Origin of the sequence: Bacillus sp. 2205SS5-2, from assembly GCF_037024155.1 — a bacterium.
Taxonomy (GTDB): Bacteria; Bacillota; Bacilli; order Bacillales; family Bacillaceae_K; genus Bacillus_CI.
Window position 1 is genome coordinate 77,921 of the sequence record NZ_JAYKTS010000007.1, and the last position, 16,373, is coordinate 94,293.

General features: G+C 37.1%; 13 protein-coding genes. 10 read left to right on the forward strand and 3 right to left on the reverse strand.

Annotation, left to right across the window (positions count from 1 at the left end; translation table 11 throughout):
• Positions 1 to 68: 68 nt before the first annotated feature.
• From U8D43_RS07045 to pyc, 3 genes are all read left to right on the forward strand, one after another.
• The gene (locus tag U8D43_RS07045; RefSeq protein WP_335870470.1) at positions 69 to 350 is read left to right on the forward strand and encodes an Fpa/YlaN family protein; all 282 of its coding nucleotides are present in this window, start codon (positions 69 to 71) and stop codon (positions 348 to 350) included.
• 140 nt (positions 351 to 490) lie between these two features.
• The gene (gene ftsW, locus U8D43_RS07050; RefSeq protein ID WP_335870471.1) at positions 491 to 1,702 is read left to right on the forward strand and encodes a putative lipid II flippase FtsW; all 1,212 of its coding nucleotides are present in this window, start codon (positions 491 to 493) and stop codon (positions 1,700 to 1,702) included.
• Between the two features lie 58 nt (positions 1,703 to 1,760).
• Entirely contained in the window at positions 1,761 to 5,201 is a 3,441-nt protein-coding gene (pyc, locus tag U8D43_RS07055; RefSeq protein ID WP_335870472.1) for a pyruvate carboxylase, read from the forward strand.
• A 415-nt stretch (positions 5,202 to 5,616) separates the two neighbouring features.
• On the opposite strand, the gene U8D43_RS07060 is transcribed toward pyc, so the two are convergent.
• Positions 5,617 to 6,519, reverse strand: coding sequence for a COX15/CtaA family protein (locus tag U8D43_RS07060; protein WP_335870473.1), 903 nt, complete (start codon positions 6,517 to 6,519; stop codon positions 5,617 to 5,619).
• A gap of 454 nt (positions 6,520 to 6,973) precedes the next feature.
• Here U8D43_RS07060 and cyoE point away from each other — a divergent pair, with 454 nt between their 5' ends.
• From cyoE to U8D43_RS07095, 7 genes are all read left to right on the forward strand, one after another.
• On the forward strand, positions 6,974 to 7,891 hold the full coding sequence (cyoE, locus tag U8D43_RS07065; RefSeq protein ID WP_335870474.1) for a heme o synthase: 918 nt from the start codon (positions 6,974 to 6,976) through the stop codon (positions 7,889 to 7,891).
• A gap of 95 nt (positions 7,892 to 7,986) precedes the next feature.
• Positions 7,987 to 9,057 (forward strand): cytochrome c oxidase subunit II, encoded by a 1,071-nt coding sequence (gene coxB / locus U8D43_RS07070; RefSeq protein ID WP_335870475.1) that lies wholly within the window; start codon positions 7,987 to 7,989, stop codon positions 9,055 to 9,057.
• Positions 9,058 to 9,085: 28 nt separating this feature from the next.
• Positions 9,086 to 10,960: a cytochrome c oxidase subunit I gene (gene ctaD, locus U8D43_RS07075; RefSeq protein WP_335870476.1), complete on the forward strand. Its 1,875-nt coding sequence runs from the start codon at positions 9,086 to 9,088 to the stop codon at positions 10,958 to 10,960.
• Positions 10,960 to 11,592 carry a cytochrome (ubi)quinol oxidase subunit III gene (locus tag U8D43_RS07080; RefSeq protein ID WP_335870477.1) on the forward strand — a complete coding sequence of 211 codons (633 nt, stop codon included), beginning with the start codon at positions 10,960 to 10,962 and terminating at the stop codon, positions 11,590 to 11,592. Before ctaD ends, U8D43_RS07080 begins: the two co-directional genes overlap by 1 nt.
• Positions 11,593 to 11,596: 4 nt before the next feature.
• Positions 11,597 to 11,929, forward strand: coding sequence for a cytochrome c oxidase subunit IVB (gene ctaF / locus U8D43_RS07085; protein WP_335870478.1), 333 nt, complete (start codon positions 11,597 to 11,599; stop codon positions 11,927 to 11,929).
• Between the two features lie 392 nt (positions 11,930 to 12,321).
• Positions 12,322 to 13,233 (forward strand): cytochrome c oxidase assembly factor CtaG, encoded by a 912-nt coding sequence (gene ctaG, locus U8D43_RS07090; protein ID WP_335870479.1) that lies wholly within the window; start codon positions 12,322 to 12,324, stop codon positions 13,231 to 13,233.
• Positions 13,234 to 13,267: 34 nt separating this feature from the next.
• Positions 13,268 to 13,729 (forward strand): DUF420 domain-containing protein, encoded by a 462-nt coding sequence (locus tag U8D43_RS07095; RefSeq protein ID WP_335870480.1) that lies wholly within the window; start codon positions 13,268 to 13,270, stop codon positions 13,727 to 13,729.
• A gap of 1,051 nt (positions 13,730 to 14,780) precedes the next feature.
• Here the strand turns inward: U8D43_RS07095 and ytvI are convergent.
• Complete coding sequence (ytvI, locus tag U8D43_RS07100) at positions 14,781 to 15,842, reverse strand: sporulation integral membrane protein YtvI (RefSeq protein WP_335870481.1); 1,062 nt, start codon at positions 15,840 to 15,842, stop codon at positions 14,781 to 14,783.
• A 127-nt stretch (positions 15,843 to 15,969) separates the two neighbouring features.
• Positions 15,970 to 16,329, reverse strand: coding sequence for a YugN family protein (locus U8D43_RS07105; protein ID WP_335870482.1), 360 nt, complete (start codon positions 16,327 to 16,329; stop codon positions 15,970 to 15,972).
• Between the last annotated feature and the right edge of the window lie 44 nt (positions 16,330 to 16,373).

Here is a 16,373-nt window from a genome sequence, read left to right on the forward strand (position 1 = left end):
ATTTTATTCGTTTCAGGATAAAATTTTGATATGATTGGCTATTTGCTCGGAAACAAGGGGGGATCACTGTGGCGTCTGAAATGACAATAAATCATCGAGAGAAAGCCTACGAATTATTAAAGCTCGATGCAGATAAAATTTTACAGCTAATCAAGGTCCAGATGGACAACTTAACGATGCCTCAATGTCCTCTTTATGAGGAAGTGTTAGATACGCAAATGTTTGGGCTATCTCGCGAAATTGAGTTTGCCGTTCGCCTTGGCTTAGTGGATGATACAGATGGAAAAGAATTGATGGGTTCACTAGAACGTGAATTGTCTATTTTGCATGAAGCTTCAACAAAAAAATAATCCTATTTAATAAAAAACTCAAACAGTGCAATGTGGTTGTTTGAGTTTTTTTGTACAAAAGGAGAAGGAATTAAAAAAGAAAGCAGGATATCAGCGAAAATTATAGAATTATAATATTTAGAAAAGGGAATGAAATCTGAATGTTTAAAAAAATAATGAGATCCTATGACTACTCACTTGTGATCGTTTATGCCCTTCTTTGTATTTTTGGTGTGGTAATGGTTTACAGTGCAAGTATGGTCACTGCTGTCACGAAATATGAACTTCCTAGCAGCTTTTTTTACCAAAGACAGTTGCTGTTTGTCATTGTAGGGTTTTTGGCTTTTATCGTAGCCGCTATTTTCCCTTACAAAGCATTTAAGTTTAACAAAGTCCTGATACCGGTCCTATTGTTAACCGTCTTATCATTAGTGGCCGTACATTTTGTCGGCGACAACACTAATAATGCACAGAGTTGGATTTTGATAGGTTCTTTTAAGCTACAGCCTTCAGAATTTGCGAAACTTTCTATTATTATTTATCTATCTGTTGTTTATGCTAAAAAACAGAACTATATTAATGAGTTTAATAAAGGAGTAGCACCACCGATTGGGATTCTCATTTTTATTTGTACGCTCGTCTTTGTACAGCCTGACTTTGGTACAGCGGCAATTATATTTTCTATAGGGTGTTCTGTTATTTTAGTGTCAGGTGTAAATGGGAAATCTTTGATTAAACTGATTGTGTTAGCAATTCTTTTCGCTGTGGCATTTTCACCTATTATTCTATTGAAAAAAGATAGTATCGTTACAGAAGAACGATTAGGAAGAATAAGTGCGTTTGTAGATCCCTTTTTAGACCCAGAAGATAACGGCTATCAATTGATTAATTCCTATTTTGCGATTGGAAATGGTGGGGTCGAAGGAGTAGGTTTAGGAAAAAGTGTTCAAAAGCTTGGTTATCTACCTGAGCCACATACAGATTTTATTATGGCAATTATCTCAGAAGAACTCGGATTGTTTGGAGTAGCATTCGTTTTACTAGGGATTGGGTATATAGTGTTGAAAGGTATATACATAGGGTTTAGGAGTAAAGACCCGTTCGCAACTATGCTGGCCGTTGGTATTAGCTCAATGATTGGGATTCAAACCTTCATAAACCTAGGGGGGGTCTCTGGGCTGATTCCCATTACCGGTGTTCCGCTCCCTTTTATTAGTTACGGAGGCTCGTCCTTGCTCCTTCTCTCATTATCAATGGGTCTATTAGTAAATGTGTCGATGTTTATCAAGTATGAAGAAAAATATAAACCAGTCAAATCTCAAGAGAAAACGGTACCGCAACCAAGTCTTGAACGATTTACGCGTAATTCTTAAAAATCTAAATTGGAAGAATTGTATTTTCTTCAAGAACTTACACAGGGGAGAGGATTAAATGAGTACATTCAAAAAAGTATTAGTTGCTAACAGAGGTGAAATCGCTATTCGTGTCTTTCGGGCGTGTACCGAATTGAATTTACGAACGGTCGCCATTTATTCAAAAGAAGATTCAGGTTCTTTTCATCGATATAAAGCCGATGAAGCGTATCTAATCGGAGAAGGGAAAAAACCAATTGATGCATATTTAGACATCGAGGGTATTATCAGAATCGCCAAAAAGGCAGAAGTTGATGCGATTCATCCTGGTTACGGATTTCTATCTGAGAACATCCTATTTGCAAGAAGATGTGAAGAAGAGGGAATCACTTTTATTGGCCCTACGAGTCAGCATTTGGATATGTTCGGAGATAAGGTGAAAGCCCGTAAACAAGCGGAGTTGGCAGAAATTCCTATTATTCCAGGAACAGGAGGACCGATTAAAGGTTTAGAGGATGTCGTTTCATTTGGAAAAGAACACGGATATCCAATTATCATTAAAGCAAATCTTGGCGGTGGTGGCCGAGGGATGAGAATTGTTGAGAGTCTGGAGCAAGTACGTGAATCATATGATCGAGCCAAATCAGAAGCTAAAGCGGCATTTGGAAGTGATGAAGTTTACGTTGAAAAGTTCATACAAAACCCTAAGCACATCGAAGTTCAAATCATTGGAGATATGGAACAAAACCTTATCCATCTATATGAGCGAGATTGTTCCGTTCAGCGCCGCCATCAAAAGGTCGTGGAGGTTGCTCCTAGTGTAAGTCTTCCTGTCGAATTACGTGAACGAATTTGTGAAGCTGCTGTTAAACTCATGAAGAATGTAGATTATTTAAATGCAGGAACCGTTGAGTTTTTAGTATCAAACAATGAATTTTATTTTATTGAAGTCAATCCACGGGTTCAAGTAGAGCATACGATAACTGAAATGATTACTGGAGTCGATATTGTCCAAACGCAGATTTTAGTTGCACAAGGATACTCTTTACACGGAAAGGAAGTAGGTATCCCCCATCAAAAGGACATATCGACACATGGCTTTGCAATTCAGTCACGTGTGACTACAGAAGATCCACTCAACAATTTCATGCCAGATTCTGGAAAAATTATGGTATATCGATCAGGAGGAGGGTTTGGTGTTCGGCTTGACGCAGGAAATGGATTTCAAGGAGCGGTGATAACACCTTTCTATGATTCCCTTCTTGTAAAAGTGTCGACGTGGGCCCTAACCTTTGAACAAGCATCATCAAAAATGGTACGTAATTTACAAGAGTTTAGAATACGGGGAATAAAAACTAATATTCCATTTTTAGAAAATGTCGTGAAACATGAGAATTTTCGAACGGGAAATTACGATACATCCTTTATAGATGACACACCTGAATTATTTATCTTTGCTAAACGTAAAGACCGCGGAACGAAGATGCTAAATTATATTGCAAATGTAACAGTTAATGGGTTCCCAGGAATTGAAAAACAAAAAAAACCGGTATTTACTAAACCAAGAATACCTACTATTCCTGCAGGTAAAACAATCACGAAAGGTACGAAGCAAATCCTGGATGAACAAGGTCCTGATGGATTAATGAACTGGGTTAGAAATCAAGAATCCGTGCTATTAACGGATACGACGTTTCGGGATGCTCATCAATCGTTATTGGCTACTCGAGTACGAACTAGTGATTTAACTCATATTGCGAATGAAACTTCTCATTTATTGCCGAATCTCTTCTCAATGGAAATGTGGGGGGGAGCGACCTTTGATGTTGCTTATCGTTTTTTAAAAGAAGACCCATGGATGCGGTTGTTAACCCTTCGCGAACAAGTACCAAATGTTCTTTTTCAGATGCTCCTTCGTGCTTCTAATGCTGTTGGGTATAAAAATTATCCTGATAACGTCATTCGTGAATTTGTGGAAAAATCCTCTCTTGCAGGAATTGATGTATTCCGAGTGTTTGATAGTCTAAACTGGGTTAAAGGGATGGAAGTAGCGATCGATGCAGTTCGTCAATCAGGAAAGGTTGCAGAAGCAGCGATTTGTTACACAGGAGATATACTCGATCCTACCCGGTCAAAATACGATATTCAATATTATAAGCATTTAGCAAAAGAGTTAGAAAATCAAGGCGCACATATGTTAGCTATTAAAGATATGGCGGGATTATTAAAGCCAGAGGCAGCATATCGATTGGTAACTGAATTGAAAGAAACCGTCACATTACCTATTCACTTACACACGCATGATACGAGCGGAAATGGAATTTATATGTACTCAAAAGCGATTGAAGCAGGCGTAGATGTCGTAGATACAGCGCTTAGTACGATGGCAGGATTGACTTCTCAACCTAGTACAAACACTCTTTATTATGGACTGAAAGGTTCTAATAGGGCACCTCAGGTAGATATTCAGTCACTCGAAAGTCTTTCTTACTATTGGGAGGATGTTCGGAAATATTATAAAGATTTTGAAAGTGGTATGATGTCTCCTCATACGGAAGTGTATGAGCATGAAATGCCTGGTGGTCAATATAGTAACCTCCAACAGCAGGCAAAAGCTGTTGGACTGGGTGATCGTTGGGAAGAGGTAAAGGGGATGTATGCTCGTGTCAACCACTTGTTTGGAGATATTGTGAAAGTAACTCCTTCCTCAAAAGTAGTAGGAGACATGGCACTTTTTATGGTTCAAAATGATTTAAGTGAGAATGATGTGCTTGAGAAAGGTGAAAAAATCAATTTCCCGGACTCTGTTGTTGAACTGTTTGAAGGATACTTAGGACAACCATATGAAGGTTTTCCAGAGGAATTACAAAAAGTCATCCTAAAAGGAAAGGAACCAATAACGGTTCGTCCAGGAGAGCTGCTGGAAGATGTTGATTTTTCAGCTATTAAAGAGAAGCTCTTCCATGATCTTCAACGCCAAGTAACAAGTTTTGATGCCTTAGCCTATTCATTGTACCCAAAGGTATTTATGGACTACTGTCAAACAGTTGACCAATTCGGAGATGTGTCGGTCTTGGATACACCAACCTTTTTGTACGGAATGAAGTTAGGTGAAGAAATAGAAATAGAAATTGAAACGGGTAAGACGTTGATTGTCAAGTTAGTTTCAATTGGACAACCACTTGCAGATGGTACTAGAGTGGTTTATTTTGAACTAAATGGGCAGTCCCGAGAGATCATCATAAAAGATGAAAGTGTAAAAACAACAGCTGTTTCAAAATTAAAAGCAAATCCAAAAAATGAAAATCATATTGGAGCCACCATGCCGGGAACAGTCATTAAAGTGATTGTGGAAAAAGGAGATGAGGTAGACAAAGGAGAACATTTAGTTATTACTGAAGCCATGAAAATGGAAACAACAGTTCAAGCTCCTTTCAGAGGGAAGGTTCGTGACGTGTTTGTGAAAAGTGGAGATGCAATTTCACCAGGAGACCTTCTGATTGAAATTGAAAAAGCATAAGAAAAAAGGACCCTTATTATATTAATAAGGGTCCTTTTTTGCTTCTTCGCTATTTAGTATTTAGTTCAAACAACTATGTAGGTTTCAGAACTCAATCAATTATTCTTGTAACAGGTGGTGAATGCTGAGCGAGCAATTGAACTCATTCCCTTGTCCGGTTTGGTTTTTCGCTTGTTTTAATCAATATGTAGAATCCTGACATTAAGCTAAAATGGTAGCATCAATTGAACCCTAGAAAATTGTCTTGTCAACACTAAATAGCGAAGAGCCCCTTTTTTCTTATGCTTTTTTTCATGATAAGGCATAACTGTGACTTCGAGCCGATAGTGTCTAGTAAGACAATTGCTTAATGAACAAGTCGTACCTCCTTACTATTAAAAAAACACGTGGAATTTATTCCTCGTGTTTGAAAAAATTATGAGCTTTTACTTCGTGATGCCAGTAAAATAAAGTAACACAGTAGCCCAAATAACAATGAAATAAATAATGCGTGCGCAAGAGCAATTGGGAGTAATAGTTTCGTTAATACAACGAGCACACCAGCTATAGCTTGGAGTGACACTAGAATAAATGCGATGATCCAACCCCAATAAATTACTTTTTGGTTTTTATATTGTTTGATTGCGACAATCATGATATATAAAATCCAAAGAAAAATCAGACTTGCTGCTGTTCTATGCCCCATCTGTACCCACTCATACATATTAGATGGAAATGAAGGCGAGGTATTATCACATAATGGGACATCGGGACAAACGAGACTAGACTTAGTGTGTCTAACTAGAGCGCCTGTATACACTACTAAATACGTGTATATAGTGAGAGCAAAAATATGAAATTTCATTTTTTTATCGATCACTAATTTGTGAGCATCGAATTTTTGATCCACTTCAAAAATAAGAAGGGTTAATAATAGTACCGCAGCAAATGAAATTAGTGAAATACCAAAGTGAAGAGCAAGCACAAAGTCATTTTGCCCCCACATAACCGCAGCTGCACCAATTAATCCTTGAAGCAAAAGGAATGAAAATGAGAGAATAGAAAGAAATTTCGTTTCTCTTTTATATCCAATCGAACGCCAAGAAAAGACAGATAGTGCTAACACTAGAAGTCCTACGCCGCCGGATACTACACGATGAGCTAACTCGATGATGGTTTCAATTGGGATCTCTTCTGGTATAATCTGTCCATGACATAACGGCCATGATTTTCCACACCCCATTCCAGAATCCGTTTTGGTTACCAAAGCACCCCCAAGAAGCACGAATAGCATACCAACAGTTGTAATGACAGAAAGCCATTTGATACGTTTATTCAAATAGAGTCACCTACTTATAATTGAGTTTGAAAAATAGTTTGCTAGAAAAATAAAATGTCGCTTTTAAGATGATACCTAATCTACATAAGAAACACAACCAATAAAATGTGACAGTTGTCAAAAAAACATTGCCAAGGCAACTACTCAAAAGAGATGATAAAACTAGAAATCGTTCAGCACTCCTATTTTTTGTAAGCGTTTTAATAGAACGTATGTTAAAATGAGGATTGTAATTTATATAAAACCCTCTATAATATATCGAAGACACAGTTTCGCCATAATTATTTCATCATCTCTTCACAAATAAATCTTTATATATGGTTTAATAAGTTCACAATGGTGGATTGTGCACTATTTATTAAGTGTACTTTTTGGAATTTAGCGTTCTTCCTAGAAAAGAATGCTATAATCCATTATAGTATAGGTAGAATGCCTAAAGGAGAGGGGGGAGAAAATGTCAAACAGCCGTTTTGTGACAACTTCCATACAGGAAACAGATATACCTCATTCAAGTGCTTGGCAGGATTTTTTAGCACTCATCAAAATAGGAATTGTTAACTCCAATTTGATAACCACTTTTACAGGACTATGGTTAGCTCTCCATTTTTCAGGAGCTCACTTCTTAGAGTCACTAGATATCATGTTTCTTACATTGATAGGTTCTTCCTTCATCGTAGCGGGTTCATGTAGTATTAATAACTATTATGACCGAGATATTGATCACTTAATGGAAAGAACAAAGGAAAGACCAACTGTAACTGGGAAAGTTAGTGCTGGGAAGGTTTTGACCCTTGGATTCGCTTTGATTATTATTGGATCAGTTCTTTTGTTTATGACAACAATTATGGCAGGTATCATAGGATTAATTGGTGTTTTCAGCTATGTTGTTTTATATACTATGTGGACAAAAAGACAGTATGTGAGTAATACAATAGTTGGCAGTGTGTCTGGAGCAGTTCCTCCATTAATTGGTTGGGCGGCTGTAGATGGAAATTTAGATATTATGGCTTGGGTGTTGTTTTTAATCATGTTTATTTGGCAACCACCTCATTTTTACGCGATTGCGATGAAGCGTTGTGAGGAGTATAGAAAAGCCAAAATACCAATGCTTCCAGTCATTAAAGGGTTTGCAGTAACGAAGAGACATATCGTGTTATGGGTACTCGCTCTGCTACCGTTACCATTTTTTCTATTAGATCTCGGTGTTGTTTTTGTCACATTAACCACCGTTTTAAATATTGGATGGCTAATAATTGCCTTAATGGGGTACAAAATGAATGATGACATTAAGTGGGCAAGAATCAATTTTGTTTATTCATTAAATTATTTAACAATTGTTTTTGTTTCCATGGTCATCGTAACCGTTATTTAAATAAGGGAATTCTTTCTACCAAGAAATCCATATACATTCTTTCAGTCCTTGTTAACCAAACAGAACACATTACGAAAGAGGGGTTTGATTAAGCTATGAAAGCAAGGCTACCAAAATGGCGTTTAATGGCAATGTTAACGACATTATCGCTACTTTTATCAGGCTGTGGTGAACCATTTCTATCCACATTACAGCCCGCTGGTGAAGTTGCTCAAACACAATATGATTTAATGGTTTTGAGCACACTCATTATGGTTGGCGTTATTGTAGTTGTTACTATCATCTATGCAATTGCAATTATCCGTTTCCGTCGTAAAAAAGGGGACGAAAACAAAATTCCTAAGCAAGTAGAGGGAAGTCACACTTTAGAGTTAGTGTGGACGATTATTCCAATCATTCTACTACTTATTCTTGCAGTTCCAACAGTTGCAGCAACATTTAAACTTGCTGATACTTCAGGCATTGACGCTGTTGATGAAGAAGGTAATAAAGAAGCACTAGTAGTAAATGTGCGTGCTAATCTTTATTGGTGGGAATTTGAATACCCAGATTTAGGAATAGTGACAGCGCAAGATTTAATCGTTCCAACAGATGAAAAAGTCTATTTCAACATTGAAGCATCGGATGTAAAGCACTCCTTCTGGATTCCGGCTGCAGGTGGAAAAATTGATGCAAATGTGGACGGTGTCAACACGTTCTATCTAGAATTTGATGATGCAAAAGCGAATGAAGCTGGAAACCTTTTCTACGGAAAATGTACTGAGCTTTGTGGACCATCACATGCCATCATGGACTTTAAAGTGAAAGCACTGGATCGCACAGAGTTTAATGAGTGGACGACAGCGATGCAAAATTCGGAAGAAACCGTACCAACTTCAAAAGTTGCACAACAAGGACAAGAAATCTTCCAAAATAATTGCTTAGGATGTCATGCTACCTCATCTACTGCGGGTGCTGGAGCTGTTGGACCAAACTTAGCGAACTTTGGAGAACGTACTCAAATTGCAGGTTGGTTAGATCATGATAAAGAAACGCTAAAAGACTGGATTAAAAATCCACAAACACTAAAACCAGGAAACAAGATGCCTGGATTTGAAAAAACATTAAATGATCAAGAATTAGAAGCTCTTTCAGAATATTTAATGGGCTTAAAAGTTTTAGATTAATCAAGGTAGTGAAAAGGGAGGTAAAATTGTGAGTAGCTATGCACAGAAAAAAGGCTTCCTTGGTACCATTTGGGAATTCCTGACGACGGTTGACCATAAGAAAATTGCGATTTTGTATCTAATTGCAGGTGGATTCTTCTTCGTCGTAGGTGGTATCGAAGCTCTTATTATTCGCATCCAGCTTGCTGTTCCTAACAGTGATTTTATAAGTGCGAATCTTTACAATGAAATCTTAACAATGCATGGAACAACGATGATTTTCTTAGCCGCCATGCCTCTTGTATTTGCGTTTATGAATGCCGTTACTCCTTTGCAAATTGGGGCACGTGACGTTGCATTTCCATTCTTAAATGCACTAGGTTTTTGGCTGTTCTTCTTCGGAGGAGTGTTTTTAAATATGTCTTGGTTCCTGGGCGGGGCTCCTGATGCGGGTTGGACATCTTATGCATCACTTTCGCTTGCTTCTCCAGGTCATGGAATCGATTTTTATGTTTTAGGATTACAAATATCTGGGGCAGGTACTTTGATAGGGGGAATCAACTTCCTCGTAACAATTATTAATATGCGTGCACCTGGGATGACGTATATGCGTATGCCGTTGTTTTCTTGGACAACTTTTGTCACATCTGCGTTAATTTTATTTGCATTTCCGCCGCTAACAGTCGGATTATTTCTTTTAATCTTTGACCGGATGTTTGGGTCGAATTTCTTTGTTGTGAACGCAGGAGGGAACACGATTATTTGGGAGCATTTCTTCTGGATATTTGGTCACCCTGAAGTATACATCCTTGTATTACCTGCTTTCGGGATATTTTCAGAAATCATCCCAGTGTTTTCTAAAAAACGCCTATTTGGTTATTCTTCCATGGTTTTTGCTACAGTTTTGATTGGTTTCTTAGGTTTCATGGTATGGGCTCATCATATGTTTACAGTGGGGCTTGGTCCAATCGCAAATGCAATTTTCGCGGTGGCGACTATGGCGATTGCCGTACCTACAGGGATTAAAATCTTTAACTGGCTATTGACAATGTGGGGAGGAAGTATTTCTTTCACAACACCTATGCTTTATGCAGTGGCCTTTATACCGTCATTCGTAGCTGGTGGAGTTACAGGAATCATGCTATCTGTTGCAGCAGCTGATTATCAATATCATGATACGTATTTCGTTGTTGCGCATTTCCACTATGTAATCGTTGGGGGAGTAGTATTTGCTTTACTAGGAGGCGCCCATTTTTACTGGCCGAAAATGTTTGGAACTATGTTAAACGAACTTCTTGGGAAGATTTCTTTCTGGTTGTTCTTTATTGGTTTCCATTTCACATTCTTCATCCAACATTTCTTAGGTTTAATGGGAATGCCGCGTCGTATTTGGAAATTTTTACCTGGACAAGGATTGGATTTTGGAAATTTAATTAGTTCAATTGGTGCAGGGTTTATGGGCGTTGCCGTCATTATCTTGTTAGTCAACGTTATCATGACTTCTGTTAAGAATGAAAAAGTTGGCAATGATCCATGGGGAGATGGTCGTACAATTGAATGGGCGATCCCATCGCCACCACCATTTTATAACTTCAAGCAACTCCCATTAATTCGTGGTCTTGACGCTTGGTGGATTGAAAAAATGGATGGAAAAACGGAATTAACACCTGCAGAACCAATTGGTGATATTCATATGCCAAATAACTCGTTTTTACCGTTTGTCATTTCTTTTGGCTTATTCGTCGCTGCATTTGGTGCAATGTATCAAGTGGATGATAAAGTTTGGGCGATTCCGGTTCTTATTATCGGCATGCTCATTACTCTTGGAGCAATGTTTGTTCGCTCTATTAAAGATGATCATGGCTATCATATTCATAAAGAAGATTTGTTAGATGATACTAATGACAAGGGAGGTAAGGCATAATGCATGTAGATGAAAAATTCACGCCAAGGACTTGGCCTGCATCGCCTGAGAAGCAAACCCTTGAAGCTAAAAATAAATTTTTGGGATTTTGGTTCTTTCTTGGAGGAGAAACAGTATTATTCGCCTCATTATTTGCAACTTACCTTGCATTAAAGGATAAAATTGTTCCTGGAAGTGATCAACATCTTGCTGCAGAGCTATTTGATTTACCACTAGTTTTTGTCGCAACGATGCTTCTTTTGACCAGTTCCCTAACGAGCGTATACGCTATGTATCACATGAAGAATTATAACTTCAAAGGGATGCAAGCATGGTTGTTGGTGACGGTTCTTCTAGGATTTGGTTTCTTATGCTTAGAAATTTACGAGTTTTATCATTATGTACACGAGTACCATCATACCTTTACTAGTAGTGCATTTGGTTCGGCTTTCTACACGCTAGTGGGCTTTCATGGTGGGCACGTTGTTTTCGGTTTGTTATGGATCATTACGTTAATGGTGCGTAATGCTAAGCGTGGATTGAATCTTTATAATGCACCCAAATTCTATCTAGCTTCTCTATACTGGCACTTTATCGATGTTGTATGGGTATTTATCTTTACAGTAGTATATTTAATGGGATTGGTGGGATAAACTGATGGCGAATTTACAATCAAACTCAGGTAACCCAAGTGTTGACTATGAATATCGTCGAAAGAAAAATGCAGAAGATATGAGAATGCAGGTAATTTCCTTTGCGATTATGATTTTTTTAACACTGATTGCCTTTATGACAGTAGCTGCTGATATGTCTAAATGGTTCATCATTCCATTTATCTTATTACTAGCTGCAATTCAAGTCATTTTCCAGTTGTATTATTTTATGCATATGAGTCATAAAGGTCATGAAGCACCTTCTTTATTCCTTTTTTCAGGAGTATTTGTTGGCTTTGTTACGATTCTTGCTTTTACTACAATCATCTGGATTTAATAAAAAAGCCAACCGATTGAGGTTGGCTTTTTTATTTGGAAATACACCTTTTATCTGTTATTTCATAGGAAATATCTTAAAACGTCTAGCGAGCCGTAAAGAAGATTACAAGTTGAAAGGAGGAGGAAAAGTTATATAAGTGTTTAGGTACAATGTTTGAAAAGAGCCCCTACAATCCCGCTAGAAGCCGTGTTTAGTAACTATGCGCAGGTAGTGAGCCGGTAACGTTAAAGCTCAAAACTTCTTTGATGTTCATCCGGATGCTTGCCGCCTCAGTGAGAGACAAATCTGCATTCTAAGTGTTCATGATTTTGTCATCTGCTTTTGTTGAAGTGCGTGACCTTGGAGGGTATAATAGTAGGGAATGATTTTAGAAGAAGAGGTGAAGATCAATGCCTTTAGAGATATTTGGATTTTTGGCTTTATGGAGTCCTTTCTTTTTGGTAGCGGTTATTTTTGTAACGGTCGTGTATTTTTTAATTACAACGGTTTGGAGAAAGGATTTTAAAGATAGTGAGCCGTTAATGAAGAGTCAAGCAATTACGTTTGTTCTGGCAATGGTCTTATTATATACTCTCAAGGGGTCTCCGCTTGATTTATTAGGACATATTATGTTTTCTGTTCATATGATTCAAATGGCCTTTTTATATTTAGTTATACCGCCATTATTAATTGTTAGTATTCCTAATTGGTTGTGGAAGGCTATTATTCAGCTTCCTGTCATAAATAAGCTTTTCCCATTTTTCACTAAGCCAATTCTAGCATTAATTTTGTTTAATGGAATGTTTTCTTTTTATCATATTCCTCTCATATTCGATACAATTAAGCTAGATGAAACTCTTCACGGAATTTATACGACTGTTTTGTTCTTATCTGCTATTTTTATGTGGTGGCCAATGATGAACAAATTGCCAGGTCACTATCAATTGAGTGGTCTGAAAAAAGTAGGCTATTTGTTTGCAGATGGAGTCTTACTGACGCCGGCTTGTGCTCTTATTATTTTTGCAGACACACCAATGTATCAAACTTATTATGATGCTTCAGTTTGGATGCAAGCCCTAGCCTTATGTGTGCCGACAAGTACACTTGATGGATTGAGCTTGGCAGGTCCTGAACTATTCACTAATATGCCTGTTCAAGAAGATCAACAACTAGGCGGTGTACTGATGAAGATTATTCAGGAAATTGTTTATGGCGTTGTTTTAGCTCAGCTTTTCTTTCAGTGGTTCCAAAAAGACCAAGAAGAAGCAGCTAGACTAAATGAGGAAATTGCTTCCGGGGACAACCCTGAAATTATTCGATAAGAAATAGGATTTATAGAGAGAGAGGAATTTTAATATGGATTTACCTATTCTTCCAACGATAAGCACAACATTTATTGTTTTAAGTGCTATCACTGTGGCAATTGGTTGGGTACAAATTAAGCAAAGAAAAATTGAACAACATAAAAAAACGATGTTCACAGCTGCCATTTTTGCTCTTACCTTCTTTATTATTTACTTAAGTAGAACTATTTTTGTAGGAAATACTTCGTTCGGAGGTCCAGACTCAGTTAAAATCTATTATACAATCTTTTTGATTTTCCATATTTTCTTGGCGACAAGTGGAGCAGTGTTCGGCATTGTTACTATATGGTCAGGTTATAAAAGTAATTTAACTCGTCATCGGAAATTAGGACCTATCACTGCTATTATTTGGTTTTTTACAGCAACAACTGGAGTGATGGTCTACTCCTTGCTTTACCTATTGTATAAAGGTGGGGAAACAACTTCCGTATTAAAAGCTATATTAGGGTTTTAGCAAGGCTTGTCTTTTACAGACAAGCTTTTTTCTATACTTAGTTCGGTAGTTTTCAAGCGTGAGTTACACGGGAGAATTTTCACGAAATATTAAGGTTGTTTTCACAGGTATATAGACTGAAAAAATATTAGGTATCAGTGTTTCATATCGTATTTCTTTAAATAAGGCTGTTTTCGCAAAGTTTGTTGCTTTTCGAACCAGTCAATAAACAGTGATATAGCTTTGTTTCGGGTATCATTTCGTATATATTTGATGGAAATCAACGTGTAATGGGCGATTTCATCAAAAATCAGGTGAAATAGCCACAATGTATACGAAACCCCCATGTCCTCTCAGACACCGCAATTGATGAAAATAGGGATATAGCGGTTTAATCTTAATCGATTCAGTCAAGCATGATGAGGCAGGTACTAAGAAGATCTTAGTACCTGAAAGAGACACAAGGTGACAACCATTACCGACTGTAAGACGATGACATGGCGATGCATCAAGCGGAAATATGTATTGTAATGAGTGTTTATCTTTCACAATCAACATTATGAAAGTGCAGGTGAAAATCAAGAGAGCTACAAAAAAGAATTCTGTCTACTTTTTAAAAGATGGATTAGCCATTTTTGAGAGGAGGCTTTTTTGTGCCAAAATCAGCATCAAATCCCGTTTTCGTATAAAAAGAGCCTTAAATAAAATCGGAAATAAAATGTAGTATTCTACTGATTAGTAAATTAATTTGCATCCTTTTATAGGAAAGGCTGTTTTTGCAAAATTTGTGGCTTTTCGGGTCAAGTTTTTATCTATGATATAGCCTTGTTTCAGGCATCATTAGATCTATTTTTGATAGAAATCATCATTGAGATGGAGGGATTAATCAAAAATTAGTTCAAAAAGTCATAATGTGTACGAAAAGAGCATTTATAAACAGGAATAATGGACATCTAGGGTAGGAACGGAGAAAAAGAATGTTAAATTCTACATATTTTACATGCATTTAAACTCAATCTCGGATACAACCGTAAATAATACACCAAAAAAAGGAGCTTTTTTAAGCTCCTTTTTAGATTTTAAAATTAAATTTAATAATGCCAGCTTCTTTAGAGGAATTGAAAATAATGAGAATCAACGGCCCTATAATGAACCCAAGAACCCCAAAGAGTTTTAATCCTAGATACATTGCTATGAGTGTTGCTAGGGGTGATAGGCCGATATGGCTTCCCATTACTTTTGGTTCGACTGTTCGACGGATAATCAATAAGAGTGTCGCCAAAATAGCAAGTTTTGTTCCCAAAGCGATATCTCCAGTCATTAAATGAAAGAGCGACCACGGTCCTAGAATGACAATTGAGCCTATTATTGGAACGAAATCCACTAACCAAATGATAACAGACATGACTAAGGCCACTTCTGGTGATATGAAGAGTAAGCCGATAAAAGAAACAAAAAAGATTATTATACTAACTAAAAATTGTGCTTTAAAAAATCCAAACACAACATAAGATAATCGCGAGGTCATAAAACTAACTTTGTCAGCTGTACGCTCTGTTAAATGTGAATAAATACTCTCTCTAATTCTTGGCAAATCAATCATGAACAAAAATAGAGCAATTAAATAGACAATAAAATTCACTAAATAATTTGGGATATAGGATAAAAATGCACTTATCTTTTCTAGGTTTAAGTAATCTTGTGTTAAGTTAGATTGGAGATCCTTAAGAAAAGTCTCAATGTCTGTTTGTACACGATCGATAATTTCAGTCGGAAAGTCCTGTGATGCTTTTTCAAATTTTTGACCATAGTCCACCCAAATGTTTGAAAGTTCATTCAAGTAGATGGGGGCATCTTCCACTAGTTTTATACCTTCGCCAATGACTTTTGTTGCCAAAAAGAAACCAGAAAGACCAATGAAAAAAATAAAAAGTAAAAAAACAAGTAAAACCGCTAGTCTTCTTTTTATGGAAGTTTTTCTTTGAAGTAGGTTGACGGCTGGTTCTAACAACAAAGCGGTTATACTAGCTGTTAATAAGGGCACAGAAACAGGTAGAATATAATAAAGGACAATGACTGCAAATACAATCAATACTGTCACAAAAAACGTTTTTTTTGTAAATAATTTGGTCAATAGGAGACCCCTCTCTAAACAGTCGTTCTATTTCTTATTATAGTAAATAGAAAGGATCTTGAACAGTGTATTAATACTATATTGTAATAAAAATGCAACACAGCTAAAAACTGTGTTGCAAAATTGATTAATGGGCGATTTCGCTAACTTCTTTGACTACTGCATCAATTAATTGTTGACATGATTTTTGGAGGTGCTGTGGGAAATGTTCATTTTCACCGTACTCAACACCATGAGGATAATAATGTTTTCCGAGTAATGGGGTCATTAGTTGAATGGATGCTTCATGGGCACCAACGTCACCTTCAACGGTGTGACCTTGTACACGGAAGTAAAACGTACCTTCTTTGATTTCGAATTTACGATCATAAGTTACTCGTTCATAATCCCATTGACCTTCTCTTAATAGTCCGTGTGAACGCATAATTTCATCTAAGCGATTCATGTCCGCTTTAAGTGTCTCAATGCCGGTATTTTCAAATTTCATGGCTTTCCCTCCTACAATGGTTAGAAAAGATTTCTATTGATTAA

Excerpts from the sequence above, each read along its gene's own strand:
- ftsW (WP_335870471.1), top strand. The coding sequence starts at position 491 with ATGTTTAAAAAAATAATGAGATCCTATGACTACTCACTTGTGATCGTT.
- pyc (WP_335870472.1), top strand. The coding sequence starts at position 1,761 with ATGAGTACATTCAAAAAAGTATTAGTTGCTAACAGAGGTGAAATCGCT.
- cyoE (WP_335870474.1), top strand. The coding sequence starts at position 6,974 with ATGTCAAACAGCCGTTTTGTGACAACTTCCATACAGGAAACAGATATA.
- coxB (WP_335870475.1), top strand. The coding sequence starts at position 7,987 with ATGAAAGCAAGGCTACCAAAATGGCGTTTAATGGCAATGTTAACGACA.
- U8D43_RS07080 (WP_335870477.1), top strand. The coding sequence starts at position 10,960 with ATGCATGTAGATGAAAAATTCACGCCAAGGACTTGGCCTGCATCGCCT.
- ctaF (WP_335870478.1), top strand. The coding sequence starts at position 11,597 with ATGGCGAATTTACAATCAAACTCAGGTAACCCAAGTGTTGACTATGAA.
- ctaG (WP_335870479.1), top strand. The coding sequence starts at position 12,322 with ATGCCTTTAGAGATATTTGGATTTTTGGCTTTATGGAGTCCTTTCTTT.
- U8D43_RS07095 (WP_335870480.1), top strand. The coding sequence starts at position 13,268 with ATGGATTTACCTATTCTTCCAACGATAAGCACAACATTTATTGTTTTA.
- U8D43_RS07105 (WP_335870482.1), bottom strand. The coding sequence starts at position 16,329 with ATGAAATTTGAAAATACCGGCATTGAGACACTTAAAGCGGACATGAAT.